The sequence below is a fragment of the Gammaproteobacteria bacterium genome (assembly GCA_035501935.1).
Classification (GTDB): Bacteria; Pseudomonadota; Gammaproteobacteria; order JAJPIJ01; family JAJPIJ01; genus JAJPIJ01.
Map to the genome: position 1 here is coordinate 19,126 of DATJVC010000040.1, position 26,889 is coordinate 46,014.

Sequence of the window (26,889 nt, forward strand, 5' to 3'; positions counted from 1 at the left end):
AACCCTCTCCGGCGTCGTTATTTCAATGTGAGTGCGGGGCGATGCAGGTGAGGGTTTCCAGTCGGGGGACGACCACCCGTTCCCGCCGTTCCAGCTCCGCCGCCCGCGGCGCAATCAAACCATCGATGAGCCGCTGGACGCTCGGAGGATATTGCCGCTCCACGGAGAAATACAGCAGACCGTGCAGCGCCATGAGTTCGCGGCGCAACAGGTCGGTGGGGTCATTGCCGGCGTTGTTCATAACGGCCACCTCCTCGTTAGGGGACCGGTGGCGATCTTGCGCGCTCAATTTTACAGCTTCGTGAAATCCGCAGGACTCCGTTGCCGCGCGCGGAACAGGATTGAATTCCGCGTCAGGAAACCCTGGGACTCTCCGGCACCGGCGTTGTATCGCGAACCCGACGGGTGGCTTCACGGCTTTCCACGAACCAGCGGATGACGGAGTAAAACACCGGTGTCAGCATCAAACCGAAGAACGTCACGCCCAGCATGCCGAAGAACACCGGCGTGCCCAGTGCCTCACGCATCTCCGCGCCGGCGCCGGTGGACAGCATGAGCGGCACCACGCCCATGACGAAGGCAAACGACGTCATGAGGATGGGCCGCAGCCGCAACCGGCAGGCCTGCAGGGCGGCCTCGATGCGTGACAAACCCTGATCCTGGCGCGACTTGGCGAACTCGACCAGCAGAATGGCGTTCTTGCTGGCCAGTCCCACCAGCACCAGCAACGCCACCTGCGTGAAAATATTGTTGTCGCCGTGGCGCAGGTCCACGCCGCTGAGCGCACACATGATCGTCATTGGCAGGATGAGGATTACCGACAACGGCAGCGACCAGCTTTCATAAAACGCCGCCAGCACCAGAAACACCAGCAGCGTGGACAGCGCGAACACATACAGCGCGATGTTGCCGGCGAGGATTTGCAGATAGCTCAACTCCGTCCATTCGAAACTCATCGACGTCGGCAATTCGCGCTTCGCGAGATCTTCCATGATCGCCACTGCCTGGCCGGAGCTGTAGCCTGGCGCAGGCGCGCCGTTGATTTCGATGGCCGGGTAGGTATTGTAGCGCACGACGCGATCCGGCCCGCTGATCTCCTTCAGGTGCAGCAACCCGCCCAGCGGCACCATCTCGCCACGGCTGTTACGGACCTTAAGCCGGCGGATGTCATCCTCGCGCATTCGGAAGGGCGCGTCGGCCTGGGCCGTCACCTGATAGGTGCGGCCAAACAGATTGAGATCGTTGACGTACAGCGAACCCAGATAGATCTGCAGGGTGTCGAAAATATCCGACAATGGAACGCCCTGCGACTTGGCCTGCACGCGATCGATGTCGGCGTAAATCTGCGGTTCGTTGTTCTGCACACTGGTAAAGAGGCCCACGACGCCGCGCTCTCGATTACCGGCCTCGATGAGCTTGCTGACCGCGGCGTAAAGATTGTCCTGGCCCACCGCCGCACGATCCTGGATCTGCAGCTTGAAACCACCGAGACTGCCCAGACCCAGGATGGGCGGCGGCGGAAACACGCCGACGAAGGCGTCCTGAATGACGCTCATCTTCTGAGTCAGCGAGCCGAGGATGCGCCCGAGCGTTTCGCCGCGTTCGACCCGCTCATGGAAATCCTTGAGCGGCACGAAGACGGTACCGGCATTGGGCGTATTGGCAAAACTGACCACGGAAAATCCCGGGAAGGCCACGGCGCCGGCCGCACCGGGTTCCGAAAGTATGATATCGGACACGCGGCGGATGACCGCCTCGGTGCGGTCGAGCGACGACGCCGGCGGCAACTGCGCATATACCACGAGATAGCCCTTGTCCTGCGAAGGGATGAAGCCCGCCGGCACGCGTTGCAATTCGTGGCCGGTGAACACCAGCAGTCCGGCGTATACCAGCAACACCACCACGGCCAGCCGCAACAGGCGGCCCACGACGGCGGCGTAGAGATTTGAACCGGCCCGGAAGGCCACGTTGAAGATTTTGAAGAACCAGCCCAGCAACAGATTCATGACGCGGGTGGGCAGATCAGGCTTGTCGGCATGTGACTTGAGCAGCAACGCCGCCAGCGCCGGACTCAAGGACAGCGAGTTGAAGGTCGAAATCACCGTCGATGCGGCGATGGTCAGCGCAAACTGCTTGTAGAACTGACCGTTGATGCCGGTGATGAACGCGGCTGGCACGAACACGGCGATCAACACCAGCGCTATGGCAATGATGGGCCCGCTGACCTCGTTCATCGCCTGCCGGGTGGCGTCACGGGGGGACTGGCCCAAAGCGATGTGGCGCTCGACATTCTCCACCACCACGATGGCATCGTCGACGACGATGCCGATGGCGAGGATGAGCCCGAACAGCGACAGCGTGTTGATCGAGAATCCCATGGCCGCCATGACGCCGAAAGTGCCGACGATCGACACCGGCACCGCCAGCAACGGAATAATGGCGGCACGCCAGGTTTGCAGGAACACCAGCACGACGATGACGACCAGCGTCAACGCCTCAAAAAAGGTATGGACCACGGCATCAATGGATTGCTGCACGAACACGGTCGTGTCGTATACGATGCGGTAGTCTATGCCTTCGGGGAATCGATCCTTGAGCTTCGTCATCAATTGCTTGATGTCGCTGGCGGTGGACAGAGCATTGGCGCCTGAACGCAACGAGATTGGGATGGCCGCCGCCGGTTCGTTGTTCAGCAGGCTGCGCAAAGAATAGCGATTGGCGCCCAATTCGATGCGCGCCACGTCGCGCAGCCGCGTCACCTGGCCCGCCTGTCCGTATTTGACGATGATGTTGCCGAAATCCTCCGCAGTGGTCAGACGTCCCTGGGTGGTGACCGTAAACTGAAAGGAAACCGAGTTGTCGGCCGGCGACTGGCCGACGGTGCCTGCGGCCACCTGAACATTTTGTTCGCGCACCGCATTGACGATGTCCGTGGCGGTCAGGTTCAGTGCCGCGATCTTCTCCGGATCCAGCCACAGGCGCATGCCGTAATCACCGGCGCCGAAGATGCGCGCATCGCCAACACCCGGCAGCCGCAGCAGTTCGTTGCGGATGTTGAGCAGGGCGTAATTTGACAGGTACAACTGATCATAGCGTTTCGACGGCGATATCAAATGGATCACCAGCAGGATGTCCGGCGAGCGCTTGGCGGTTGTGACGCCGAGACGACGCACGTCCTCCGGCAGTTTGGGCAGTGCATTGGAGACGCGGTTCTGCACCTGCATCTGGGCGATGTCGAGGTTGGTGCCGATCTCGAAGGTCAGCGTGAGTTGCATCTGGCCGTCGGAGGTCGACTGCGAGGACATGTACAGCAGCCCCTCCACGCCGTTGATCTCCTGCTCGATCGGCGTGGCCACGGTGTCGGCGATGACTTTGGGATTGGCGCCGGGGTAGGACGCCGTGACCACGATGGTCGGCGGAACCACCTCCGGATATTGGGCGATGGGCAGCAGGATCATCGACAGGCCGCCGAGGAGCGTGATCACCGCCGACAGCACCAAGGCGAAAATGGGCCGGTCGATGAAAAAATGCGCCAGTCTCATGGGGTGCGATGCTTAATTTTTTGCGCCGGGCGACGCGTCGGCGGCGGGAGACGCCGCCTGGGCGACAAATTCCGTCATGGTGGTTTGCTGCGGAGTGACGGGCGCGCCGGGGCGGGCGCGCTGCAGGCCGTTGACGATGATCCAGTCACCGGCCTCGATGCCGGACTTGATCACGCGCAGACCATCGATGTCCGCCCCCAGTTTGACGGGACGGTATTCAACGATGTGTTTCGCGTTCACCACCATCAGGTACTGCTGGCCCTGATCGATGCCGACGGCGCGATCCGTGACCAGCAGCGCGGGATATTTACCGCTGCCCGGGATTCGCACGCGGGCAAAAAACCCCGCGCTCAATTGATCGTCGGCATTGGAGAAAACGGCGCGGGCGCGCACCGTGCTGGTATTCGGGTCCAAACGCGGTTCGACGTAATCGATGTAGCCCTGATGCGGAAAGCCGTGTTCATCGGCCAGCGCCATTTCAACGGGGATGTGCGCATCGCGGGCGCTTTCCCGCTTGCCTTCGCGCGCCAGCCGGCGGTATTTCAGGACTGAACGTTCATCGGCATCGAGATAGGCGTAGATGGGATCGATGGACACCAGCACGGCCAGCAGCGTGGCTTCGTTGCCGCCGCCGACGATGAGGTTGCCGGGCGTGACCAGCTCGCGCGAGATACGGCCGCTGATGGGGGCGCGGATCTCGGTGAACTCCAGATTGAGCTTGGCCAGTTCCAGCGCGGCGTTGTCCGCGCGCACCGTGGCCTCGGCCTCCTCCAATTCCCGGCTGCGGATGTCGAGCTGCTCCTCGGCCAGCACATGCGTGCTGAACAACCGCTTGGCGCGCTCCAACTCGCTCTTTGCCAGCGCCGACTGCGCGTTGGCCTGCTGCAACGTGGCCTCGGCCCGTTCCACTTCGGCGCGGTACTGGCGCTGGTCGATGACGAACAGCAGATCGCCCTTCTGCACCTTCTTGCCGGCCTCGAAAAGCACCTTGTCCAGATAACCGCTGACGCGGGCGCGAATCTCCACCGTTTCCGCCGCGTCCAGACGGCCTGTGTATTCATCCCACTCCATGACATCCTTTTGCACGGGTTGGGCGACGGTCACGGCCGGCGGGGGCGGTGCGGCGGCGGCGGCGGCCGAATTGTCCGCCGAGCGGCTGCAACCCGCCAGCCAGGCACCAGCCAAGAGACACAGGAAACCATGCGGCGAAAGAATAAAACGCCAGACATTCATTGAGATACGACTCCCATTGAGACCGCGAAGACGCGTATTGTACCCGTTCTTCTGTAAAGCCTTTTGAACGGCTGCCGTGAAAATGTTCGACACGGCATTTCCCCTCGTTTAGAACTTCATGTCTTCAAAAAAATTCCTGACCCCGTCCAGCCATGAGCTGGTCTTTGGGCTGTGTTTGCCATCCGTCCCTTCCAGCGAACGGCCGAATTGCTGCAACAGCTCCTTTTGCTGGCGGTTGAGATTGACAGGCGTTTCCACCATCACCCGGCAAAGCAAATCGCCCACGCCGGCGCCGCGCACGGACTTCACGCCCTTGCCCCGCAGCCTGAACACGCGGCCGGTCTGCGTCTCCGGCGGTACCTTGAGCGCCACGCGCCCATCCAGCGTTGGCACGTCCAGTTCGCCGCCCAGCGCCGCCGTCACGAAACTGATCGGCACCTCGCAGTGCAGATCGTTCTGCTCGCGATGAAAGATCGGGTGCTCCTTGACGTGCACGCTGACGTACAGGTCCCCCGGCGGGCCGCCATGCTGTCCGGCCTCGCCCTCGCCCGTCAGTCGGATGCGATCGCCGCTGTCCACGCCGGCTGGCACCTTGACCGAATGCGTCTTGTGATCGCGCACGCGCCCGTGGCCGTTGCAGGTGGGACAGGGGTCGCGGATGACCTGCCCCGTGCCGCGGCATCGGGGGCAGGTCTGTTGTATGGAGAAAAATCCCTGGCTCATGCGCACCTGGCCGTGGCCCTGGCAGGTGTCGCAAGTCATGGGCTGGGTGCCCGCGCGCGCGCCCGTGCCATGACAAGACGCGCATTCCTTGGCGGTGGGCGTGCGGATCTTGACGGTGGTTCCGAACACCGCCTCCTCAAGCGTCAATTCCAGATCGTATTGGAGATCGGCGCCGCGATGAACGCGCGGACCGCCGCGGCGCGCGCCGCCGCCGCCGAAGATGTCGCCGAAGACCGAATCAAAGATATCGCCGAAACCGCCCACGCCGGCGCCGCCGAAGCCCGCGGCGGCGGAGGGATCGACCCCGGCGTGGCCGAATTGATCGTAGGCGCCGCGCTTGCGCGCGTCGCTCAAGACCTCGAAGGCCTCCTTGATCTCCTTGAAACTCTCCTCGGCCTGCTTGTTTCCCGGATTGCGATCCGGATGGTGTTTCATCGCCAGCCGGCGATAGGCCTTCTTGATGTCGGCCTCGGAGGCGTTGCGCGCCACCCCCAGCAGTTCGTAGTAGTCCTTTTTCGCCATAACCCAGTCAGTGTGAGCCGTGACAATAAACGGCGAAGGGGCGAGAAGTTTCCGCTTCTCACCCCTCGCACTCCCAATAGCTGTTCTTCTCTTTTACTGCTTCTTGTCGTCCTTGACCTCTTCGAAGTCGGCATCGACCACATTGCCCTCCTTCGGCTGTGCATCGCCAGCCCCGGCACCCGGTGCGGATCCGGCGGCGGCGCCCGCTTCCGCCGCCTGCTTGTAGGCCCGCTCGGCGATCTTGCCGGACAGTTCCATCAAGCGCTGCGACTTGGCTTCTATCACCGCCTTGTCGTCACCGTCCATGACCTTCTTCAATTCCTCGATGGCCGCCTCGATGTCCTTCTTCTCGCCCTCCGCGACCTTGTCTCCCAGTTCCTTCAGCGACTTCTGCGCGGCGTGGATCAGACTGTCGGCATGGTTGCGGGCGTCGACCACCTCATGGAACTTCTTGTCCTCGGCCGCGTGCGCCTCGGCGTCCTTGACCATGCGCTTGATCTCGTCCTCCGACAGGCCGCTGGAGGCCTTGATGACGATGGACTGCTGCTTGCCGGTGGCCTTGTCCTTCGCCGATACGTTGAGAATGCCGTTGGCGTCGATGTCGAAGGTGACCTCGATCTGCGGCATGCCGCGCGGCGCCGGCGGGATGTCCGCCAGGTCGAAGCGGCCCAGCGACTTGTTGGCCGCCGCGCGCTCGCGTTCGCCCTGCAGCACGTGCACCGTCACCGCCGTCTGGCCGTCCTCGGCGGTGGAGAATATCTGCTGCGCCTTGGTCGGGATGGTGGTGTTCTTCTCGATGAGCTTGGTCATCACGCCGCCCAGCGTCTCGATGCCGAGCGACAGCGGCGTGACGTCGAGCAGCAGCACGTCCTTGACGTCGCCGCCCAGCACGCCGCCCTGAATGGCGGCGCCGACCGCCACCGCCTCGTCGGGGTTCACATCCTTGCGCGGCTCCTTGCCGAACAGGTTCTTGACGACCTCCTGCACCTTGGGCATGCGCGTCTGGCCGCCGACGAGGATCACCTCGCCGATGTCGGAGGGCGCGACACCCGCGTCTTTCATCGCGGTTTTGCAGGGTTCGATGGTCTTGTCGATCAGATCCTCGACCAGCGACTCGAGCTTCGCCCGCGTCATCTTGACGTTGAGATGCTTCGGACCGCTGGCGTCGGCCGTGATGTACGGCAGGTTGACGTCGGTCTGCTGACTCGAGGACAGCTCGATCTTGGCCTTCTCCGCCGCCTCCTTCAGGCGCTGGAGGGCCAGTGGGTCGTTGTGCAGATCGAAGCCGTATTCCTTCTTGAATTCATCGCACAGGTAGTCGATGACGCGCAGGTCGAAGTCCTCGCCGCCGAGGAAGGTATCGCCGTTGGTGGACAGCACCTCGAACTGCTTCTCGCCGTCCACATCGGCGATTTCAATGATCGAGATGTCGAACGTGCCGCCGCCCAGGTCATAGACCGCGATCTTGCGTTCGCCCTTGCCGGCCTTGTCCAGGCCGAAGGCGAGCGCGGCCGCCGTGGGCTCGTTGATGATGCGCTTGACCTCGAGTCCGGCGATGCGGCCGGCGTCCTTGGTCGCCTGCCGCTGGGAATCGTTGAAATAGGCCGGCACCGTGATGACGGCGTCGGTCACGGGGTGGCCAAGATAGTCCTCGGCGGTCTTCTTCATCTTCATGAGCACGCGCGCGGAGACCTCCGGCGGCGCCATCTTCTTGCCGTTGACGTCCACCCAGGCGTCGCCGTTGTCCGCGGGGACGATCTTGTAGGGCACCATCTTGATGTCCTTCTGCACCATGTCCTCCGCGTACTTGCGGCCGATCAACCGCTTGACCGCGTACAGGGTGTTCTTGGGATTGGTGACCGCCTGACGCTTGGCGGACTGCCCCACCAGCACTTCATCGTCATTGGTGTAGGCGACGATGCTCGGCGTGGTGCGCGTACCTTCGCTGTTCTCGATGACCTTGGGCTTGCCACCCTCCAGGATGGCCACGCAGGAGTTGGTGGTGCCTAAATCGATGCCGATAATCTTGGACATGCTGCATTCTCCATCATCAAACCGGGGTTGTCAGTAAATGTGGGGGCGACTGGCCGTTTTTCAAGCCTTAAGGCGTGTTATTCCTGAACCTTGCCGCGGGCCACTATGACCAGCGCCGGGCGCAACAAACGGCCGTTCAACGTGTAACCCTTCTGTACCACGGTCAGCACCGTGCTGGACTCTGCGTCGGATTCCTGGGTGCTGATGGCCTGATGCAGATCGGGATTGAATTTTTCACCCAAGGGGTAAATTTCAGCGACGTTGAGCTTCTCCAGCGCGGTATTGAAGAGTTTCAGCGTCAATTCCATCCCCGCGCGCAGGCCGGCGGCCTCGGTGGCGGCCTGCGCCGCCGTCAGGCCCAGTTCCATGCTGTCCTTTACCGGCAGCATTTCCAGGATCAGGCGTTCCTGCCCGTATTTGTGGGCGTTCTCAATATCCCGCTGCGTGCGTTTGCGCAGGTTGTCCAGTTCGGCCGCAAGACGCAGCAGGTCGTTCTGGTAGCCCGCCGCCCTGGACCGCCATTCCTCCAATTCACGGGCCAGGGTCTCGATGTCCCGGCCTTCTTCGGCGGCCGGCGTATCTTCCACCATGTCTGATGGCTTCTCGGCCATCGGCGCCGCGGCGGCAATGTCTGTCACATGCTTCTTTTCCTTAGCCACGATGACTCCATGATTAAAAGCAGGGTTGTCAATGAGTTAAACAAGGCCGTCCGTTTATGAGGCGGATTCTTAAATTAATATATAGACCAAGGAAATGGGGCCGAAACTGCCAAATTCAAGCCTGAAAGTCTGGCGGAACTGGAAAATATCAGGTCAGCGTCTTCAACGCCGCGCCCAGAACCTTGGCGGTCAAATCCACCAATGGCACCACCCGCTCGTAAGGCATGCGGGTCGGCCCAATCACGCCCAGAACACCGATGACCCTGTCCTCGCTGCCGTAAGGCGCGGTCACCACGCTGTAATCGCTCAATACGTCGTAACCGGATTCCTCGCCGATAAAAATCTGCACCCCGTGGGCGTTCACGGCCTGATCGAGCAGGTGCAGGATGTCGCGCTTCTGGTTGAAGGCCTCGAAGATCTGCCGCAGCTTGTCGATATTGGACAGGTCATTGATGGCCATCAGGTTGGTCTGGCCGCTGACGACGTATTCATCGCCGGATTTTTCGGCCACCAGCGCCTTTTCCGCCATTTCGATGGCGGCCTGCATGTGCCGGTCCAGTTCGGCGCGATTGCGCGCCATCTCCCGCAGCAAATCCTCGCGCACCTGCAATAGATCCCGTCCGGCGAAGGCCTGGTTGAGATAATTCGCCGCCTGTTCCAGTTCGGAGGCGCTGTAGGCGCGAGCGGTCTGGATGATGCGATTCTGCACTTCCCGCTCGTTGAAAATCAGGATGGCGAGCACGCGATTATCCGATAGCGGCAGAAATTCAACCTGCCGCAACGCCCGCTGCTCCACCCGGGGGATCATCACCACGCTCGCCAGCCGGGTGATCTCAGACAGCATGTCGGAGGTCTTGAGCAGCAGCCTCTGCACGTCCGCCTCGCGTTCCAGGTCTCCGTGGATGCGCTCCACTTCGCCCGCGGACGGCGCGCGCATGGTCATGATGCTGTCCACGAACAAGCGATAACCCAGCACCGTTGGCACACGGCCGGCCGAGGTGTGAGGCGCGTGAATGAGGCCCAGGTCCTCCAGATCCGCCATGACGTTGCGTATGGTCGCCGGGCTCAGGGTCAGATTCGCCTCCCGCGCGAGCGTGCGTGAACCCACCGGCTGGCCCTCGGCGATATAGCGCTCGACGAGCAGCCTGAACAGGTGTAAGGCCCGCTCCGAGAGTACGCCGGGCGCGGGGGGGCGATGAATGGAACTTCCGGACATAATGTTTTGGAATTTAGCACTCTGCCCCCACGAGTGCAAAAGGACGGATGAGTACGCGCGGCGCTTTGAGATGAATATCAGGAAATGCTAAGGTGAAATCAGCGCCTACCGCGTTCCCCCGTCATGTTCAAACGCATCGGACTTTATGCCAAGCCGGATGACCCCCTCATCCTGCCCGCACTCCAGGCCGTGATGGCCTGCCTCAAACGGCGGCGGCTGGAAACCGTGCTGGATGAGACCAGCGCCGGTCTCATGGGCGGCAGCGCCGGCCGGCTTGCAGGCGGCGGTTGCGATCTCGTGATTGTCGTCGGCGGCGACGGCACGCTGCTCGGCGCCGCCCGCGCCCTGTATCAGGACGATGCCCGTCTGCTCGGCGTCAATCTGGGGCGCCTGGGATTTCTGGCCGATCTCACCCCCGGCGGCCTGCCGCAACAGCTGGACGCGATTCTTGACGGTTCCTACGCGGAGGAGCAGCGCCATTTGCTCCGCTGCGAACTGGAGCGCGGCGGCCGGGTGGTGACCGAAAGTCACGCCTTGAATGACGTGGTGATCCAGAAGTGGAGCACCGCCCGGTTGATTACACTGGGCACGACCATCGACGGCCAGCTGCTGCACAACCAGCGCTCGGACGGGATGATCATCGCCACCCCCACCGGCTCCACGGCCTACGCCGTGTCCGGCGGCGGGCCGATCCTGCACCCCCGCCTGCCCGCCTGGGTCATCGTGCCCATCTGCCCACACACCCTGACCCAGCGCCCCATCGTGGTGGCCGACAGCAGCCGCATTGAAGTCACGATCCATACCCGCAACCTGGACGATGCGCACCTCAACTGCGACGGCGAGGACTTGTGCGCCCTTGAGCCCGGCGACCGGGTGGCCATCACCAAACACAACCGCAGCATCCGCCTCATCCATCCGGCGGGCCACGACCACTACGCCACGTTAAGGGCCAAGCTGCACTGGGGCACCGATCCGTGCTGAGATACCTGGCGATCAAGAATTTCGCGCTGATCGCGGAAGTGGAGATGGAATTCGGCCCCGGCATGACCGTGTTCACGGGAGAGACCGGCGCCGGCAAGTCCATCCTCGTCGAGGCCCTGGGACTGGCGCTGGGCGACCGGGCGGATAGTTCGCTCGTGCGCACCGGCTCGGAACAGGCCAGCATCAACGCCGTGTTCGCACAGCCGTCCAACAAGGAGTTCCAGGCGTGGCTCATGGAACAAGGGGTGGACGCGAATGGCGATGAGATCATCATCAAACGTCAGTTCAGCGCCGACGGCCGTTCACGCGCGTTCATCAACGGCGGACCCGTGCCCCTGCAAACGCTGCGCTCGGTGGGCGAGCAGCTGGCCGACATCCACGGCCAGAACGAGCATCACGCCCTGCTGCGCCGCGAGGTTCAGCGCGATCTGCTCGACGGATATGCCAGCCATCCCGAACTCATGGAACGCGTCGTGGCGGCCTGCCGCCGGGTCCGCGAGACGGAGCGGGCGCTGGCGGAGATCGATGCGCTCGCCGCCAGCGAGCGCGAGGTGGAACTGCTGCGCTACCAGCTCGATGAACTGCGCGCACTCGATCTTACCCCTGAGGAAATCCTGCGCGTGGAGAGTGAGCACAAGCGCCTGGCGCATGCCGGGCGTTTGATGGATGCCGTCAGGCAGGCGCTGGCGGCGCTGAACGATGAGGACAGCTGCGCCGAAGTGGTACTGGAGCGGACACACATCGAATTGCAGGCGCTGGCCAGGCTCGACCCCGCCATCGACGAAGTCACCGCCCTGCTGGATCAGGCGTTGATCCCGCTGCGCGAGGCCGGTCATTGGCTGCGCCGTTATCTGGAGCGCCTCGACGCCGACCCCGACACCGTGCGCCAGTTGGACGACACCCTGGGCCGGCTGCACGATCTGGCGCGCAAACACCGCGTGCGCATGGAGGATCTGCCGCAGCAATTGGCGCAGATCGAGCAACGCCTGCAATTGCTGGAGCATCACACCGAACATCGCGCGAAGTTGAACGCCGATCTCGACGCGGCCCGGCAGGACTATAAGAACGCCGCCCACACGCTGCATGACAGCCGGCTCAAGGCCGCCAAGCGGCTGGGCAAGGCCGTCGCCGACAGTTTGCAGGACCTGGGCATGCCCGGCGGACGGTTCGCCATCGACGTCGCGCTGGACGCAGACACCCTCGGCCCACAGGGTAGCGATCGCGTGGAATTCATGGTCAGCGCCAATCCCGGACAGCCTTTGAAACCCCTGACCAAGGTCGCTTCCGGCGGTGAATTGTCGCGCATCAGCCTGGGGATACAGGTCATCAGCGCCCGCCATCAGACTGCGCCCACCCTCGTGTTCGACGAAGTGGACGTGGGTATCGGCGGCGGCGTGGCGGAGATTGTCGGCCGCCTCCTGCGCCGCCTGGCCGCGCGCGGTCAGGTGCTCTGCGTCACGCACCTGCCACAGGTGGCGGCGCAGGCGCAGGCGCACCTGCAAATCCAGAAACGCATAGCCAGGAACGATACCTTTGTTGCAATCAAGCCGCTCGGCAAGAACGAACGCGTGCAGGAAATCGCGCGCATGCTGGGCGGTGTGACCATCACGCCGCAGACCGTCGAACACGCGAAAGCCATGCTCGAACTGGCCGCTGCCTGACCCACGTATCTCCAATGGGACGCTGGCGGCCGCCCACTTCACAATCCTCCCCCTACATCACCGCAGAGGGTTATCAAGCCTTGCAGGCGGAGCTCAGGGGTTTGTGGGAACGCCGCGCCGAGGTCACCCGGCATCTGGCGGCGGCGGCGGTCGAGGGCGATCGCTCCGAAAACGCCGAGTACATCTACCGCAAAAAGGAGTTGCGCGAGATCGATCGGCGCATCCGCTATCTGCAAAAGCGCCTGCCGCTGCTGAAGGTCATTGCCCGGACGCCGGCGGACATGGAACGCGTATATTTCGGCGCCTGGGTCACGCTCGAAGCGGAGGACGGCTCCACGACGGTCTATCGGATCGTCGGGGCGGATGAGACCCGCGACGGCGAGAATTATCTCAGCGTGGATTCCCCACTGGCCCGGCAACTATTGAAAAAAAGCCCGGGGGAGGCGTTGATGGTTAAAACCGCCCGCATGACCCGGCGCTATCTGCTCATGGACATTGGTTATCAGCCGCCCCCGGCCAAAGCGGGGTAGGCCCTCCCGCCGCGTGGTTGTGCGGTGCGGATCATCCATATCCGGAAACAATGGGTTAGGGCAATATTCATATATCGTTTATACTGATTATTCCAGAATCGTGCCCAGCTTAGCGATCCATAAACGATAAAAAAATATTTCACATTTTGCCTCCCAATGAACGGCATCAGAAACCTCGAAAACAGCACCCTGGCCAAGTACCAGGTCATCAAGGAGATTGGCAAGGGCAACATGGGCAAGGTCTATCTCGGCCACGATCCCTTCGTTGATCGACCGGTCGCCATCAAGGTGGCGGATCAGGAACGGCTGTCCTCCATGGAAGACGGCGACCTCTACAAAAAGCTTTTTTTCAACGAGGCCCAGGCGGCTGGGATGCTGAAACACCCCAACATCACCGGCATCTACGACGCCGGCGCCAACGACGGCGTCTATTACATCGTCATGGAGTACGTGCACGGCGGCCAGACGCTGGAGAATTTTTGCGATCCCCAGAACCTGCTGCCGCTCAACGAGGTGATCACCATCACTTACAAATGCGCCGCGGCGCTGGACTACGCCCACAAGAAAGGGGTCATCCATCGCGACATCAAGCCGCGCAACATCCTCATCACCGAGGAGCATGACGTCAAGATCACCGACTTCGGCATCGCCGTGCTGCCGGAGGATCTGGGCAGCACCATGGTCAACCACGCCGGTTCGCCCCTGTACATGTCACCGGAGCAGATACAGGATCAGGACGTCACGCCGCAGACCGATATTTTCGCGCTGGGACTGGTGGTCTATGAGCTGCTGACAGGCCATCATCCATTTCAATCCAACAACATCGAGGCCATCCAGCACCTCATCCTCAACGGCGCCATTCCCCCCATCAAGAATTATCGCAATGACGTGCCCGACGTGCTGGAACGCATCGTCCATCGCGCACTGGCCCGCGATTCGCGCCAGCGCTACAAGAGCGCCATGGACATGGCCGGGGATTTGAGCCTGGTGTTCGATTTCATCCAGCCGGCCCGGGAATCGATCTCGCGCCAGGAAAAATTCAACGCCGTGCGGGCGCAGGATTTCTTCCGCGATTTCACCGACAACGAGATCTGGGAATTGATCAATGCCAGCCAGTGGCTGGACCTGCCGCCCAAGAGCAGCGTCATCATCGAAGGTGACGTGGACAAATCCTTTTACGTCATCCTCTCCGGCGCGGTGGAGGTCATGAAGTCCGGTATATTCGTGGACACGTTGGTGAGCGGCGATTGTTTCGGCGAGATGGGCTTTGTTTCCGGGCGCGAGCGCACCGCCAGCATCAGCACGCGCGAGGCCAGCACGTTGATCAAGGTTCATTCGGCGCAGATCGAGCGCACTTCGCTCAACTGCCAGTTGCGTTTCCACAAGCTGTTCCTGCACACCCTGATTGCGCGCCTGTCGCGGGCGACTGATCGCATCGTCCGCACGGGCCAGCCGGCGGCCCATGAACCGTCAACCCACGCCGCCTCCTAAGCGCCCGGCCGCCGTCGCGGCGCCGGCCGCGCAATCCGCCAAACCGGAGGGCCGGCTGGGCCTCGAGCAACTGCTGAACTGGCTGCTGGCGGACAAGCTCATCCTCAAACAACACATTGAACAATTGCGCAACGCGGCGCCGGGTCGTGTCGAGGATACGCGCCACCCGCTCATACGCATCAGCGAACAGGGTTGGGTCAGCGCGACACAGCCCCCCTACCCGTTGAGCCTCGAACGGCTGACGCGCTGGCTCGCGGAGAGAGTGGGACTCCCCTATCTGCGCATCGACCCGCTCAAGATCGACGTCGAGGCCGTCACCAAGCTGGTGTCACAGGCCTATGCCACCCGCTTCAGCTTCCTGCCCATCGCGGTGGACGCGGAGGCCATCACGGTCGCAACCGCCGAGCCGTACCTGCGCGAGTGGGAGACGGAGCTCGCGCGCATCCTGCAGCACAAGATCAAGCGCGTCATCGTCAATCCCAAGGACGTCGAACGCTATCTGAAGGAGTTTTACGGTGTCAGCCGTTCCATTTTCGGCGCCACCCGGACCTCCAGCGAGGCATCGCTGGCCGGCAACTTCGAGTCGCTGACCGAACTGGGCAAGATCGGCGAGCCGGACGCCAACGATCAGCACATCGTGCATCTGGTCGACTGGTTGCTGCAATTCGCCTTCGAGCAGCGCGCCAGCGACATCCACGTCGAGCCGCGCCGCGAACTGTCCCGCATCCGCTTCCGCATCGACGGCATGCTGCATCAGGTGCACGAGTTGCCGACGCCCATTGTGACCGCCATCACCAGCCGCCTGAAATCGCTGGGCCGAATGGACGTCGCCGACAAGCGCCGTCCGCAGGACGGGCGCGTCAAGACCAAGACGCCGGCGGGCAAGGAGGTGGAGATGCGCCTGTCCACCATGCCGACCACCTTCGGCGAAAAACTGGTGTTGCGCATCTTCGATCCACAGGTCCTAAGCCGCAGCTTCACCGAGCTCGGATTCGGCGAGCATGAATTCGCCTCCTGGCAGCGCATGGTGGAAAACCCCCATGGTTTCATCCTGGTCACCGGCCCCACCGGTTCCGGCAAGACCACCTCGCTTTACTGCGCGCTCAAACAACTGGCGCGGCCGGAATACAACGTATGCAGCATCGAAGACCCCATCGAAATGGTGGAGCCGCAGTTCAATCAGATGCAGGTGCAGCCCGCCATCGACGTGGACTTCGCCACCGGCGTGCGCACGCTGCTGCGCCAGGACCCGGACATCATCATGATCGGCGAAATCCGTGATCGCGAGACCGCCGACGTCGCCATCCAGGCGGCGCTTACCGGCCACCTCGTGCTCTCCACGCTGCACACCAACGACGCCCCCTCCGCCATCACGCGGCTCATCGACATCGGCGTGCAACCGTTCTTGATCGGCGCCTCGCTGCTCGGCGTCGTGGCCCAGCGTCTGGTACGTACGCTTTGCAGCCACTGCAAGAAGCCCGGCAAACTGGAATGGAGCGGCTGGCAGGCGCTGACCGCCAACATCCACGTCGCCGCCCCCAAGGAGGTGTTCCTTCCGGTCGGCTGCGATGAATGCCGGCACACCGGCTACCTGGGCCGCACCGGACTTTATGAAATCCTCACCATGAACCGCGAGATGCGCGACATGATCAGGCCGCACGTGGACTCGGGGACGCTGCGCGACGCCGCGATCCGAAGCGGCATGCGCGACCTGCGCCAGAGCGGCGCTGAAAAGATCGTCGCCGGCATCACCACGCTGGAGGAAGTCCTTTCCGTCATCCCCCCGCAGGAATCCTGACAGGTCGCTGCAAAACTACTGCACTCGGCGTTACTTTGTTGCCCGGCCCCCGGAAACCTTCATCTACTGACGTGTAAATTGCGGACTATTGGTTCCAACAAATTCCCCGAAGTATATGATGACGCGTATCGACACTTTTTTCATGAAACAATCCCCCGCGGTCATAACAATAACAGGGCTTGTCTTCGTTGTTATCCTCGGCGCCATTGATTTTTCATCGGGATATGAGATTGGTTTTTCCATCTTTTACTTGGCTCCCATTGTCTTTGTGACATGGTACGCGGGGAGGCAACGGGGACTTCTTGCAGCCATCATTTCTGCGCTCGTGTGGTTTGGAGCCGACCATTTCAGCGGACATGTGTTCTCGCGTTCTTTTATTCCCTTCTGGAATATGTTGGTGCGTTTGGGCTTCTTCCTCATAGTGGTTACCCTCTTATCTCAGTTGAAACTGGCCTATGAGAAACAAAAAAGGATGACCTGTGAGCTGCGGGATTCCATAGACAAAACCAGAATCCTCAGCGGCCTGATTCCCATCTGTGCGTGGTGTAAAAAAATACGGACTGACAGCGGATATTGGCAACAAGTTGAGACGTACATTACCGAGAATTCAGAGGCCTCATTCACTCATGGGATGTGTCCAGAATGCAAAAGGAAAGAACTCCAATCTTTACATCAACAAAAATGATAGGGGTGGGCTCGATTTATTCATATTCAATATTCGAACATGATCACTTTGTTCGACCTAGAAGTCCTCCAACTTCATATCAAAAGCGCGTTGGTTCCCGAATATAAACTTCAACCAGCTCGGGAGTAGTCTTCGACAGGCGGGCAGGTGCAGACGAGGTGGCGGTCGCCTTCGACGTTGTCGATGCGCGACACCGGCGGCCAGTACTTGGTGTCGTTGAGGTAAGGCAGCGGGAAGAATGCCTGTTGCTTCGAATACGGCCGCGACCATTGGTCATCCAATAGCAGGTCATGGGTGTGCGGAGCATGTTTCAGTGGATTGTCATTTTTATCCAGCTTGCCTGATTCAACGGCGGCGATTTCGCCGTGAATGCTGATCATCGCGTCGCAGAATTTATCCAATTCCCGCTTGTCCTCGCTTTCCGTCGGCTCGATCATCAGCGTGCCGGGCACCGGGAAGGACACCGTCGGGGCGTGAAAACCGTAGTCGATGAGCCGCTTGGCGACGTCCTCGACGGTGATGCCGCAGCGATCCTTGATCGGCCGAAGATCTATGATGCATTCGTGCGCCACCAAACCGTTCCTGCCCGTATATAAGATCGGATAGTGGTCCTTCAGTCGCCGGGCGATATAGTTGGCGTTGAGAATGGCGACTTGCGTCGCGCGCTTCAAGCCCGCCTCGCCCATGAGCGCGATGTAGGTCCATGGGATGGTGAGGATGCTGGCCGAGCCCCACGGCGCCGCTGCGATGGTGCCGATGGTCTCCACGCCTGCCGCAGCGGCTGCGGGATTGATGCCGTTAAGCACCGGATGATCGGGCAGGAACGGCGCCAGATGCGCGGCGACGCCGATCGGTCCCATGCCGGGGCCGCCACCGCCATGCGGGATGCAGAAGGTCTTGTGCAGGTTGAGGTGGCAGACGTCGAATCCGATCTCCGCCGGCCGCGACAGACCCACCATCGCATTCATATTGGCGCCGTCGAGATACACCTGCCCGCCCGCATCGTGCACGACAGCACAAAGCTCACAAACGGATTCCTCGAATACGCCGTGGGTCGAGGGATAGGTGATCATCAGCGCCGCGAGCCTGGCGGCATGCTTTTTGACCTTGGCCTTCAAATCCGTCACGTCGACGTTGCCATGCGCATCGCAGGCGACGACGATGACTTTCAATCCGGCCATGACCGCGCTGGCCGGATTGGTGCCGTGCGCCGAGGCCGGGATCAGGCACACGTCGCGTTGCATCTCGCCGCGCGTCTCGTGATATTTGCGGATCACCAAGAGGCCCGAGTACTCGCCCTGCGAGCCGGCGTTGGGCTGGAACGAGAAGGCGGCAAAGCCGGTGATTTCGCACAGCCGCTCCTCCAGTTCCTCGAACAACTGTTGATAGCCCTGCACCTGGTCGAGCGGCGCAAACGGATGAATGGCACTGAAGAGCTGGTAGCTCACCGGCAGCATCTCGATGGCAGCGTTGAGCTTCATGGTGCATGAGCCAAGCGGGATCATGGATCGATCCAGCGCGACGTCGCGGTTCACCAGCTTGCGCAGGTAGCGCAGCATCTCGGTCTCGGTGTGATAGCGGTTAAAGACCGGATGTTGGAGCATGGTGTTCTGCCGGCGCAGCGACGGCGGGATGCATTCCTCCACCTGTCCGTCCAATGCGGCCACGTCCAGCAACTGTTCCGCGTGCGTGGCGAATGCCTGCCAGAGCTGCTTCAGTTCGCTGCGACGTGAAGTTTCATCGAAACTCAGGCCCAGGTGATCCGCGTCGATCACGCGCAGATTGAAGCGCGCCTCGCGGGCCCGCGCCGCGATGCGCTTGGCGACGCCAGGCACGCGCACCACGAGGGTGTCGAAGAATTGAGCATGCGCGACTTGCAGATTCAGCCGCCGCAGGCCCGCGGCGAAAATCTGCGCCATGCGGTGCACCCGCTCGGCGATGACGCGCAGACCTTGGGGGCCGTGATAGACCGCGTAGAAACCGGCGATCACGGCCAGAAGCACCTGCGCGGTGCAGATGTTGCTGGTCGCCTTCTCGCGGCGGATATGCTGTTCGCGGGTCTGCAACGCCATGCGCAGCGCCGGCCGGCCGCGCGTATCCACGGACACGCCGATAATGCGGCCCGGCATCTGTCGCTTGAATTCGTCGCGGGTGGCGAAGAAGGCCGCATGTGGCCCGCCGTAGCCCATCGGCACGCCGAAGCGCTGTGCGGAACCGATAACGATGTCGGCGCCCAATTCACCGGGGGGCGTCAGCAACACCAGGGCCAATGGATCGGCGGCTACGGTAACCAGAGCGCCGCGCTTATGGGCCCAATCGACGACCGTCTTGGGGTCGCGTACCAGACCGCTTGAGCCGGGATACTGAACAAGCACTCCGAATACTTCCCGCTCCGGCGGCCCCGCCCACGGATCGGCAATGATCACTTCGATGCCCAGCGGCCGTGCGCGCGTCTTCACTACAGCAATGGTCTGTGGATGGCAGTCACTATCAACGAGGAAGGCATCGGCCGGCAGCGATACCAGCCGTCGCGTCATGGTCATGGCCTCGGCCGCGGCGGTGGCCTCATCCAGCAACGAGGCATTGGCGACGGCCATGCCGGTCAGATCGCTCACCACCTGCTGGAAGTTCAACAGCGCCTCCAGCCTCCCTTGGCTGATCTCCGCCTGATACGGCGTGTAGGCCGTGTACCAGCCGGGGTTTTCCAGCACGTTGCGCTTGATGACGTTGGGCATGATGGTGTCGTAATAGCCCATGCCGATCATGCTCGTGAATACCTGATTGCGCGACCGCATGCGCCGCAGATAACTTTCCACCACGCGCTCGCTGCGTGGCGGTGGCAGTTGAAAGGCTTTCTTGGAGCGGATGTCGGCAGGGAAGGTGCGATCCGCCAGTTCATCCAGCGTGCGCAGGCCGAGCGACTCCAGCATCGCGCCGATCTCACGCTCGTCCGGCCCGATGTGACGGCGAATGAAATCGCCGCGATCCTCCAGTTCCTCCAGCGTACGGCGTGTTTCGGACGGATTCATCGGAATTGTCGGGCTGTTTATTTCAGACCGGCGATGTAGGCTTGATAATCCTGCTCATTCATCAAGGCGTCGAACTGTTTTTTGTCCGAGGGCTTGAGCTTGAGAAACCAGCCACCGCCCGTCGGTTCGTTGTTGACCCGTTCGGGATGATCCGCCAGTTCCGTGTTGATGGCAGTCACAGTGCCGGTAATTGGCATCTTGACGTCGCTCGCCGCCTTTACCGATTCGACCACGGCGGCATCCTCGTCCTGTTTCACCTGCCGGCCCACCACCGGCAATTCGACGTAAACCACGTCGCCGAGTTGTTGCTGCGCGTAATCTGTGATGCCGACCGTGACCGTACCATCGGCCTCCTGTCGCAACCATTCGTGATCTTTGCTGTATTTAAGCTTCGGCATGAATGCGTTCTCCTTTTAATTTCTATAGTATCGGTGTGGAACGAATGGCAGCGAAGTTTGTACAATCGGCACCCGCTGGCCGCGCAGCATGGCGTACGCGGATGCACGCTTGCGCACATCATCCGTGCGGAGATAACCCATGGCAATGGGACGTTGCAGGCTGGGACTGAAACCGCCGCTCGTGATTCTGCCCGCAGTCGTGCCCGTGGCGTCTGCAAGCGCGACATCGGCGCGCAATGGCGCCCTGCCCTCCGGCAATAAACCCACGCGCAGTTCCACCGGGCCTACGGCCCTCTCGTGCTCCAGCGCTGCGGCGCCGGGGAATCCGCCGGTGCGCGCCCCGCCGTGACGGCGCGTCTTCGCGATGGTCCAGCCCAGACCGGCGGCGAGCACGGTGGTTCGCTCATCGATGTCGTGGCCATATAGACACAATCCCGCCTCCAATCGCAGCGAATCGCGCGCGCCCAGACCGATGAGTCCGACTTCCGGCTCTTTCAGAAGGCGACGCGCCAGTTGTTCCGCCTGATCAGCAGGCAGTGCGATCTCGTAACCATCCTCGCCGGTGTAGCCGGAGCGGCTGACACGGCACTGGATGCCGCCGATATTTACATGGATCACGGAGAGGAACGGCAATGTAGCAAGTGCCGGCGCCAGCCGCGCCATCACCGCGGCTGCTTCCGGGCCCTGTAATGCCAGTAGTGCGAGATGGGACAACGCCAAAATCGTGCAGCGTCCTGCGAGCGCAGTTGAAAGATGTTCGAACACCACCGTCTTGCGTGCGGCGTTGACCACCATGATCAATTCATCGCCCATGTTTGCGATCATGATGTCGTCGATGACGCCGCCGCGATCATTGGTCAGCAGCGCGTAGCATTGCCGCCCCTCCGGCAATTCGACAATGTCGGCGGGGGTCAGTGATTCCAGCGCCGCGGCGCGCACGTCACCCCGGATGGCGATCTGCCCCATGTGCGAGATATCAAAGAGGCCCGCGTGCGTGCGGGTGTGCTGATGCTCGCGCAATATCCCGTCCTTGTATTGCACCGGCATGTCATAACCGGCGAAACCGGTGAACCTGGCACCGGCCTCAACGTGCAGGGCGTGCAGCGGGGTGTGCTTGAGTGCGGGATGAGTGGTCGCGGTCTTGGTCACGGGAGAATTCATGCGGGTAATTTAGCATCCGCGCACCACCCGGTCACGGAGAACGCCGCCTGACGGTTTTTATGTGGCTTCAGCCGCGGGGGTGATGCTGCGCGTGCAGTTCTTTCAGGCGAGCGCGGGCGACGTGCGTGTAGATCTGCGTTGTGGAGATGTTGCTGTGACCGAGCAGCATCTGCACGACGCGCAGATCCGCGCCGTGATTCAGCAGATGGGTGGCGAAGGCATGCCGCAGCGTGTGCGGCGACAACGGCTTGTCGATGCCGGCCTTGCTGGCGTGGCGTTTGACCAGATACCAGAAGGCCTGCCGTGTCATGGGCTCGCCGCGCGGCGTGATGAAAAGATAAGACGATGGCCGCCCCCCCAACAGCGCGGGGCGCGACCCCTTGAGATAGCGTTCCAGCCACAGCACGGCCTCCTCGCCCAGCGGCACGAGCCTGTCCTTGTTGCCCTTGCCGGTGACGCGCAGCGCGCCCTGGCGCGGATTGACCTGCACGCCCCGCAGGCGCACCAGTTCCGAAACGCGCAGGCCGGTGGCGTACATCACCTCCAGCATGGCGCGGTCGCGCAGGCCCAGGGACGTGTCTACATCCGGCGCGGCCAGCAATTTTTCGACTTCCTGCTCGCTCAGGGATTGCGGCAACACCCGTCCCAGACGCGGCGCGGGCACATGTGCACTGGGGTCGTGGTTCATGAGATTCTCGCGCAGCAGATACTGAAACAGGCGCTTCAAGGTCGACAGCCGCCGCGCGGTGGTGCGTGCTGAATTACCGGCGTATGCCGCAAGAAACATCATCAGATCGCCACTCTGGGCTTGTAACAGTGGTAATTTCCTGGCATCGAGCCAGTCGAGGAAGGCGGCGAGATCGTTGCGATAGGCCAGCAGCGTGTTGTCGGACAGACCGCGCTCCACCCAGATCGCGTCTAGGAAACGCTCCAGCAGCGCGCCATCCGCGCCGGGCATGCTGACTTTATCGGCCTTGGCCATAAACGGAATTGTAAAGGAACTTCCGATCCAATCGGAGATTTAGTGGTGCAGGGATGCGCCGCCATTTTCTATGACCTCATGGTCATTGAAAATGAAGGCAACTGAAAATCGCATTTTCAGTTTCCGTGTTCCGAGAAGTCCGGGATGGACTTATTCAGGGCCCGAAAACAAGAAACGGATGCCGCCTCCGGGCAGCATCCGTTTTTGACGAACCCGCGTGTGAACGCAGGTGATAAAGCGTTTATTCCCCCTTGGCCTCGATCTTCTCGCGGATGCGGGCCGCCTTGCCGCGCAGATCGCGCATGTGATAGAGCTTGGCGCGGCGCACGTCGCCGCGGCGCTTCACCTCGATTTCGTTGATACTGGGGCTATAGGTACGGAACACGCGTTCCACGCCCTCGCCATGGGAGACCTTGCGCACGGTGAAGGAGGAATTCATGCCGCGATTGCGCCTGGCGATGACCACGCCCTCGAAGGCCTGCAAACGCTCGCGCTCGCCCTCCTTGACCTTGACCTGCACCACCACGATGTCGCCGGGGCGGAAATCCGGAATCTTCAATTTCATCTGCCCGGCTTCGATTTGTTCAATGAGCTTGCTCATGATGTCTATCTTCCACTATTTCTAAAATTTCTGTCCGCACTCGCGGATGAATTCCGCCAGCAAGGCCTGCTCATCCTCGCCCAACGATCGCTTCAACAGCAGCGCCGGCCGCCTGAGCCAGGTCAGGCCCAGGGCCTGTTTGCGGCGCCACCGCTTAATCTCGGCATGGTTGCCGGACAACAAAACCGCCGGCACCGGCAGCCCGCCGGCCACTTCAGGGCGCGTATAGTGCGGGTAATCGAACAGGCCGTCAACAAAGGAATCCTGTCCCGCGGAGCCCTCATCGCCCAGCACGCCGGGCAGGGTCCGCGCGACGGCATCGATCACCACCATCGCCGCCAGTTCCCCGCCGCTCAGCACATAATCGCCGATCGACCATTCCTCATCGATCCCGGCGTCGATGAAGCGCTGATCCACGCCCTCGTAACGTCCCGCGACCAGGATCACTTCCGGCCGCGCGGCCAGTTCGCGCACACCGGCGTGGTCGAGCGGCCGTCCCTGCGGACCGAGGTAAAGCGCCCGCGCGTGCGGCATGGCGGCCCGCGCCTCCCGCAGCGCTGCGCGCAGCGGCCCGACCTGCATCACCATCCCGGGCCCGCCGCCGTAGGGGGAATCGTCCACCCTGCGGTAATTGCCGGCGGCATAGTCGCGCGGATTCCACGTCCGCACTTCAATCAACCCCGTCTCGGCCGCCCGGCCGCTGACGCCGTGATCCGTCACCGCCCGCAGCATCTCCGGAAACAGCGTGATGACTCCGGCGCGCCAGCTCATGAGAACTCGGGCTCCCAATCCACGTCGATCCGGCCCTGCTTTTCATCCACGGCCAGCACGTACACCTTCGGCACCACCGGGATCAAATGCTCGCGCTCCGTGTCGGCCACCACCAGCACGTCGTTGGCGCCCGCCGTTTCCATAATCCGCCGCACCCGGCCCAACTCCGCGCCCCGGCGGTTGATTACGCGCATCCCGACCAGATCGGCGACGAAATGCTCGCCTTTCCCGCGCGGCGGGAGCTGCGCACGTGTAATCGCGATCTCCACGTCCCGCATGCCGAGCGCCGTATCCCGATCCTCGATACCCGCCAGTTCAGCTACGAGGCCCCTGCCCTGCACGCGGCCCGTGACGACTTCACGCGGCTCCCAGATGCGGTCCCGCCGCAAATACCAGGGCGAGTAGGTGAAAATCTCCTCTTTCGGCTTGGTGTACGAATAAATTTTCACCCACCCCTTGACGCCATGCACGCCAACAATGCGGCCGACGGGCACAAAATTCTCGTGTCCCGCCGCGCGGTCAGAGGTCGCGTCGGCGGGCGCGGACACAACGGGAGGGATCAGGCGGCTTGGTGCGCGCTGATCAGGCTGGCAACACGCGGGGTGGGCTGGGCGCCCTTGGACAGCCAGTAGTCGACGCGGCTTTTATCCACCTGGAAGGCGACTTCTTTTTTCGTCGCCATGGGGTTGTAGAAGCCGATGCGCTCCAGATGCTTGCCCCCGCTTGCCTTGCGGCTGTCGGTTACGATGACGTGATAAAACGGACGCTTCGGGGCGCCCCCACGAGCCAGACGAATGCTTACCATGCGGCAAAGTTCCTGTCAGAATTTGAATGTCCGTCCCCGCATTTCAATCAGGGACGGTAATTTAAGGGCGCGTATTGTACGGGAATTCATCCGGAAAAGAAAAGGACTGGTTGCCTTGGCCTTATGAATACCAATGACACCCTGCGCGAACAGAAAAAACGGCTGCGCGGGCAGTTGAAGGCGGCCCGCGCCGGCTTGGGCGAGGCCGAGCGCAAGCGGTATTCCGCGACCATCGTCGAGCGGGTGCTGGCCCTGCCGGAGGTGCAAAAGGCCCGCAGCTGCTTCATCTTCGTCGGTATCGGCGAGGAAATCGCCACGGCACCGTTGATCGACCGGCTCGCCGCCGCCGGCAAGACGCTGTACGTGCCCAAAATCATCAGCAAGACGGAAATGATCGCCTGCCCCTTCCGTGGCTGGGACGATCTCAGGCCCGCGCAACTGGGGATACCCACGCCCACCGGCACAGAGCGTTACGATGGCCCCATTGACGTCGTAATCACGCCCGGTCTCGGGTTCACCGCGTCCGGGGCACGCATCGGATACGGCGCCGGTTACTACGATCGCTGGTTCGCCACGCATAAGGTCGGCGCCAAAATCGCGCTCGCTTTTGAAGCACAAATACTGCCGGATCTTCCCACCCACGACGGCGATCTCCCCGTGGACATGCTGGTCACCGAGCAGCGCACGATTACTGTAAAGGCATAGGGAGTCTGCTGAAATGCAGCAGGTCACTTTTGACACGCTCAGATTATGCGGCGTAGGCTGTCAAAATATATGAAACAAATTGATCTAAAAACTTGGGAGGAATTCGAAGATCACGTTTTACAATTAGAACACGAACGCAGTGAGCGCAAGAAAGTAACAAACCGTTATATTTCAGATTATTTGTTTCGCGGTCAATCTGATAGTTCGTGGGAACTTTCTACTACGCTTGAACGCTACGCGGGCCGTTTATTGAGTCTAGAGGAGTACTATCAAATAGTACTCGCGACGAAGCCACAAGTTGAAACCTTTACTGGGGCTAGATGGGAAATACCGTCTAAGCCTGAGTATCTGCAAAAGATAGAAGAAGTGGGCTTTTTGACTTTCGGTAGATTTCCCGCATATGAGTATTTCGTTTATCTTCGCCATCACGGTTTCCCTTCGCCTCTGCTTGACTGGACACGATCGCCTTTTGTTGCGGCGTACTTCGCCTTCAAAGATCATCAATCGTCAGAAACTAGTACCTCTATTTTCGCTTACTGTGAGTACACTGCAGGAAACAAAACAGGGTCAAGTTCACATCCGGAAATTACTGGTCTTGGCCCTTATGTACGAAGCCATCGCCGTCACTTTCAACAACAGAGTCATTACACGATTTGCACAATAAACCAAGGTAGTAACCTTTCTTATGCTCAACATGACGATGTTTTCGCTGAGAACAGTGAAGATCAAGACGAATTGTGGAAGTTCAATATTCCAAGCTCGGAACGACTTAAAGTCCTCAAGCGCTTGGAGCTATACAACATTAATGCCTTCTCGCTTTTCGGTTCAGAGGAAAGTCTTATGGAGACTCTCTCCTTTCGCGAGATATTATTCCGAAATGAAAAATAAAACCCCGCTCAAGGCGGGGTCTTAACAACAAGAATAATCCTGCGCCAGTCGTTATTGATTGACGGCCTTCATCGACAGGCGCACGCGGCCCTGCTTGTCGATCTCCAGCACCTTGACCTTGACCATGTCGCCCTCGCGCAGCTTGTCGCTGACGCTCTCGACGCGCTCGTCGGAGATCTGCGAGATGTGCACCAGACCGTCGCGGCCCGGCAGAATGTTGACGAAGGCGCCGAAGTCCATGAGCTTGGCCACGCGGCCCTCGTAGATCGCGCCCACCTGTACGTCGGCGGTGATCTGCTCGACGCGGCGCTTGGCCTCCAGGCCCGCGGCGGCGTCGACCGACGCGATCTTGACGGTGCCGTCGTCCTCGATGTCGATGGTCGTACCGGTTTCTTCGGTCAGCGCGCGGATCACCGCGCCGCCCTTGCCGATCACATCGCGAATCTTGTCCGGGTGAATCTTGATGGTGATGAT

General features: G+C 61.5%; 24 protein-coding genes. 8 read left to right on the forward strand and 16 right to left on the reverse strand.

The features are described 5' to 3' along the window. Positions 1 to 22 precede the first annotated feature (22 nt). The 7 genes from VMH34_10625 to hrcA form a co-directional block, all read right to left on the reverse strand. Complete coding sequence (locus VMH34_10625) at positions 23 to 241, reverse strand: hypothetical protein (GenBank protein HTT09229.1); 219 nt, start codon at positions 239 to 241, stop codon at positions 23 to 25. Between the two features lie 112 nt (positions 242 to 353). After that, complete coding sequence (locus tag VMH34_10630; protein ID HTT09230.1) at positions 354 to 3,542, reverse strand: multidrug efflux RND transporter permease subunit; 3,189 nt, start codon at positions 3,540 to 3,542, stop codon at positions 354 to 356. 12 nt (positions 3,543 to 3,554) lie between these two features. Next, positions 3,555 to 4,727, reverse strand: coding sequence for an efflux RND transporter periplasmic adaptor subunit (locus tag VMH34_10635; protein ID HTT09231.1), 1,173 nt, complete (start codon positions 4,725 to 4,727; stop codon positions 3,555 to 3,557). A 156-nt stretch (positions 4,728 to 4,883) separates the two neighbouring features. Further along, positions 4,884 to 6,020 carry a molecular chaperone DnaJ gene (dnaJ, locus tag VMH34_10640; GenBank protein ID HTT09232.1) on the reverse strand — a complete coding sequence of 379 codons (1,137 nt, stop codon included), beginning with the start codon at positions 6,018 to 6,020 and terminating at the stop codon, positions 4,884 to 4,886. Between the two features lie 93 nt (positions 6,021 to 6,113). Continuing rightward, a complete protein-coding gene (gene dnaK, locus VMH34_10645; protein HTT09233.1) occupies positions 6,114 to 8,054 on the reverse strand; it encodes a molecular chaperone DnaK in 1,941 nt (646 codons plus the stop codon). 77 nt (positions 8,055 to 8,131) lie between these two features. Beyond that, complete coding sequence (gene grpE, locus VMH34_10650) at positions 8,132 to 8,713, reverse strand: nucleotide exchange factor GrpE (GenBank protein ID HTT09234.1); 582 nt, start codon at positions 8,711 to 8,713, stop codon at positions 8,132 to 8,134. A gap of 148 nt (positions 8,714 to 8,861) precedes the next feature. Further along, positions 8,862 to 9,929, reverse strand: coding sequence for a heat-inducible transcriptional repressor HrcA (hrcA, locus tag VMH34_10655; protein HTT09235.1), 1,068 nt, complete (start codon positions 9,927 to 9,929; stop codon positions 8,862 to 8,864). 123 nt (positions 9,930 to 10,052) lie between these two features. On the opposite strand from hrcA, the gene VMH34_10660 reads away from it, so the two are divergent. The 6 genes from VMH34_10660 (at position 10,053) to VMH34_10685 (ending at position 17,075) form a co-directional block, all read left to right on the forward strand. Further along, the gene (locus tag VMH34_10660) at positions 10,053 to 10,910 is read left to right on the forward strand and encodes an NAD(+) kinase (protein ID HTT09236.1); all 858 of its coding nucleotides are present in this window, start codon (positions 10,053 to 10,055) and stop codon (positions 10,908 to 10,910) included. Beyond that, positions 10,904 to 12,571, forward strand: a complete 1,668-nt coding sequence (gene recN / locus VMH34_10665; GenBank protein HTT09237.1) for a DNA repair protein RecN — start codon at positions 10,904 to 10,906, stop codon at positions 12,569 to 12,571. Before VMH34_10660 ends, recN begins: the two co-directional genes overlap by 7 nt. 14 nt (positions 12,572 to 12,585) lie before the next feature. After that, positions 12,586 to 13,101 (forward strand): transcription elongation factor GreB, encoded by a 516-nt coding sequence (gene greB, locus VMH34_10670; protein HTT09238.1) that lies wholly within the window; start codon positions 12,586 to 12,588, stop codon positions 13,099 to 13,101. Between the two features lie 156 nt (positions 13,102 to 13,257). Further along, a complete protein-coding gene (locus VMH34_10675; GenBank protein ID HTT09239.1) occupies positions 13,258 to 14,592 on the forward strand; it encodes a serine/threonine-protein kinase in 1,335 nt (444 codons plus the stop codon). Next, the gene (locus tag VMH34_10680; protein ID HTT09240.1) at positions 14,564 to 16,390 is read left to right on the forward strand and encodes an ATPase, T2SS/T4P/T4SS family; all 1,827 of its coding nucleotides are present in this window, start codon (positions 14,564 to 14,566) and stop codon (positions 16,388 to 16,390) included. The genes VMH34_10675 and VMH34_10680 overlap by 29 nt, the downstream gene beginning before the upstream one ends. Before the next feature lie 115 nt (positions 16,391 to 16,505). Continuing rightward, on the forward strand, positions 16,506 to 17,075 hold the full coding sequence (locus VMH34_10685) for a hypothetical protein (GenBank protein HTT09241.1): 570 nt from the start codon (positions 16,506 to 16,508) through the stop codon (positions 17,073 to 17,075). A 110-nt stretch (positions 17,076 to 17,185) separates the two neighbouring features. On the opposite strand, the gene gcvP is transcribed toward VMH34_10685, so the two are convergent. The 8 genes from gcvP to rpsP all read right to left on the reverse strand — a co-directional run bounded on the left by gcvP (position 17,186) and on the right by rpsP (position 24,822). Further along, positions 17,186 to 20,104, reverse strand: coding sequence for an aminomethyl-transferring glycine dehydrogenase (gene gcvP / locus VMH34_10690; protein HTT09242.1), 2,919 nt, complete (start codon positions 20,102 to 20,104; stop codon positions 17,186 to 17,188). Between the two features lie 17 nt (positions 20,105 to 20,121). Further along, positions 20,122 to 20,502: a glycine cleavage system protein GcvH gene (gene gcvH / locus VMH34_10695; GenBank protein ID HTT09243.1), complete on the reverse strand. Its 381-nt coding sequence runs from the start codon at positions 20,500 to 20,502 to the stop codon at positions 20,122 to 20,124. A gap of 15 nt (positions 20,503 to 20,517) precedes the next feature. After that, positions 20,518 to 21,663 (reverse strand): glycine cleavage system aminomethyltransferase GcvT, encoded by a 1,146-nt coding sequence (gcvT, locus tag VMH34_10700; protein HTT09244.1) that lies wholly within the window; start codon positions 21,661 to 21,663, stop codon positions 20,518 to 20,520. A gap of 67 nt (positions 21,664 to 21,730) precedes the next feature. After that, positions 21,731 to 22,645: a site-specific tyrosine recombinase XerD gene (xerD, locus tag VMH34_10705; protein ID HTT09245.1), complete on the reverse strand. Its 915-nt coding sequence runs from the start codon at positions 22,643 to 22,645 to the stop codon at positions 21,731 to 21,733. A 241-nt stretch (positions 22,646 to 22,886) separates the two neighbouring features. Continuing rightward, the gene (gene rplS, locus VMH34_10710) at positions 22,887 to 23,246 is read right to left on the reverse strand and encodes a 50S ribosomal protein L19 (GenBank protein ID HTT09246.1); all 360 of its coding nucleotides are present in this window, start codon (positions 23,244 to 23,246) and stop codon (positions 22,887 to 22,889) included. 21 nt (positions 23,247 to 23,267) lie between these two features. Further along, the gene (gene trmD, locus VMH34_10715) at positions 23,268 to 24,017 is read right to left on the reverse strand and encodes a tRNA (guanosine(37)-N1)-methyltransferase TrmD (protein HTT09247.1); all 750 of its coding nucleotides are present in this window, start codon (positions 24,015 to 24,017) and stop codon (positions 23,268 to 23,270) included. Continuing rightward, a complete protein-coding gene (gene rimM, locus VMH34_10720) occupies positions 24,014 to 24,565 on the reverse strand; it encodes a ribosome maturation factor RimM (protein ID HTT09248.1) in 552 nt (183 codons plus the stop codon). The genes trmD and rimM overlap by 4 nt, the downstream gene beginning before the upstream one ends. Positions 24,566 to 24,576: 11 nt before the next feature. Then, entirely contained in the window at positions 24,577 to 24,822 is a 246-nt protein-coding gene (rpsP, locus tag VMH34_10725; protein ID HTT09249.1) for a 30S ribosomal protein S16, read from the reverse strand. A gap of 123 nt (positions 24,823 to 24,945) precedes the next feature. On the opposite strand from rpsP, the gene VMH34_10730 reads away from it, so the two are divergent. Both VMH34_10730 and VMH34_10735 read left to right on the forward strand, forming a co-directional pair. After that, entirely contained in the window at positions 24,946 to 25,527 is a 582-nt protein-coding gene (locus VMH34_10730; GenBank protein ID HTT09250.1) for a 5-formyltetrahydrofolate cyclo-ligase, read from the forward strand. Positions 25,528 to 25,596: 69 nt separating this feature from the next. Continuing rightward, complete coding sequence (locus VMH34_10735) at positions 25,597 to 26,415, forward strand: FRG domain-containing protein (GenBank protein ID HTT09251.1); 819 nt, start codon at positions 25,597 to 25,599, stop codon at positions 26,413 to 26,415. Between the two features lie 51 nt (positions 26,416 to 26,466). Here VMH34_10735 and VMH34_10740 read toward each other — a convergent pair. Beyond that, a partial coding sequence (locus VMH34_10740; protein HTT09252.1) for a S1 RNA-binding domain-containing protein occupies positions 26,467 to 26,889 on the reverse strand: 423 nt, incomplete at its 5' end.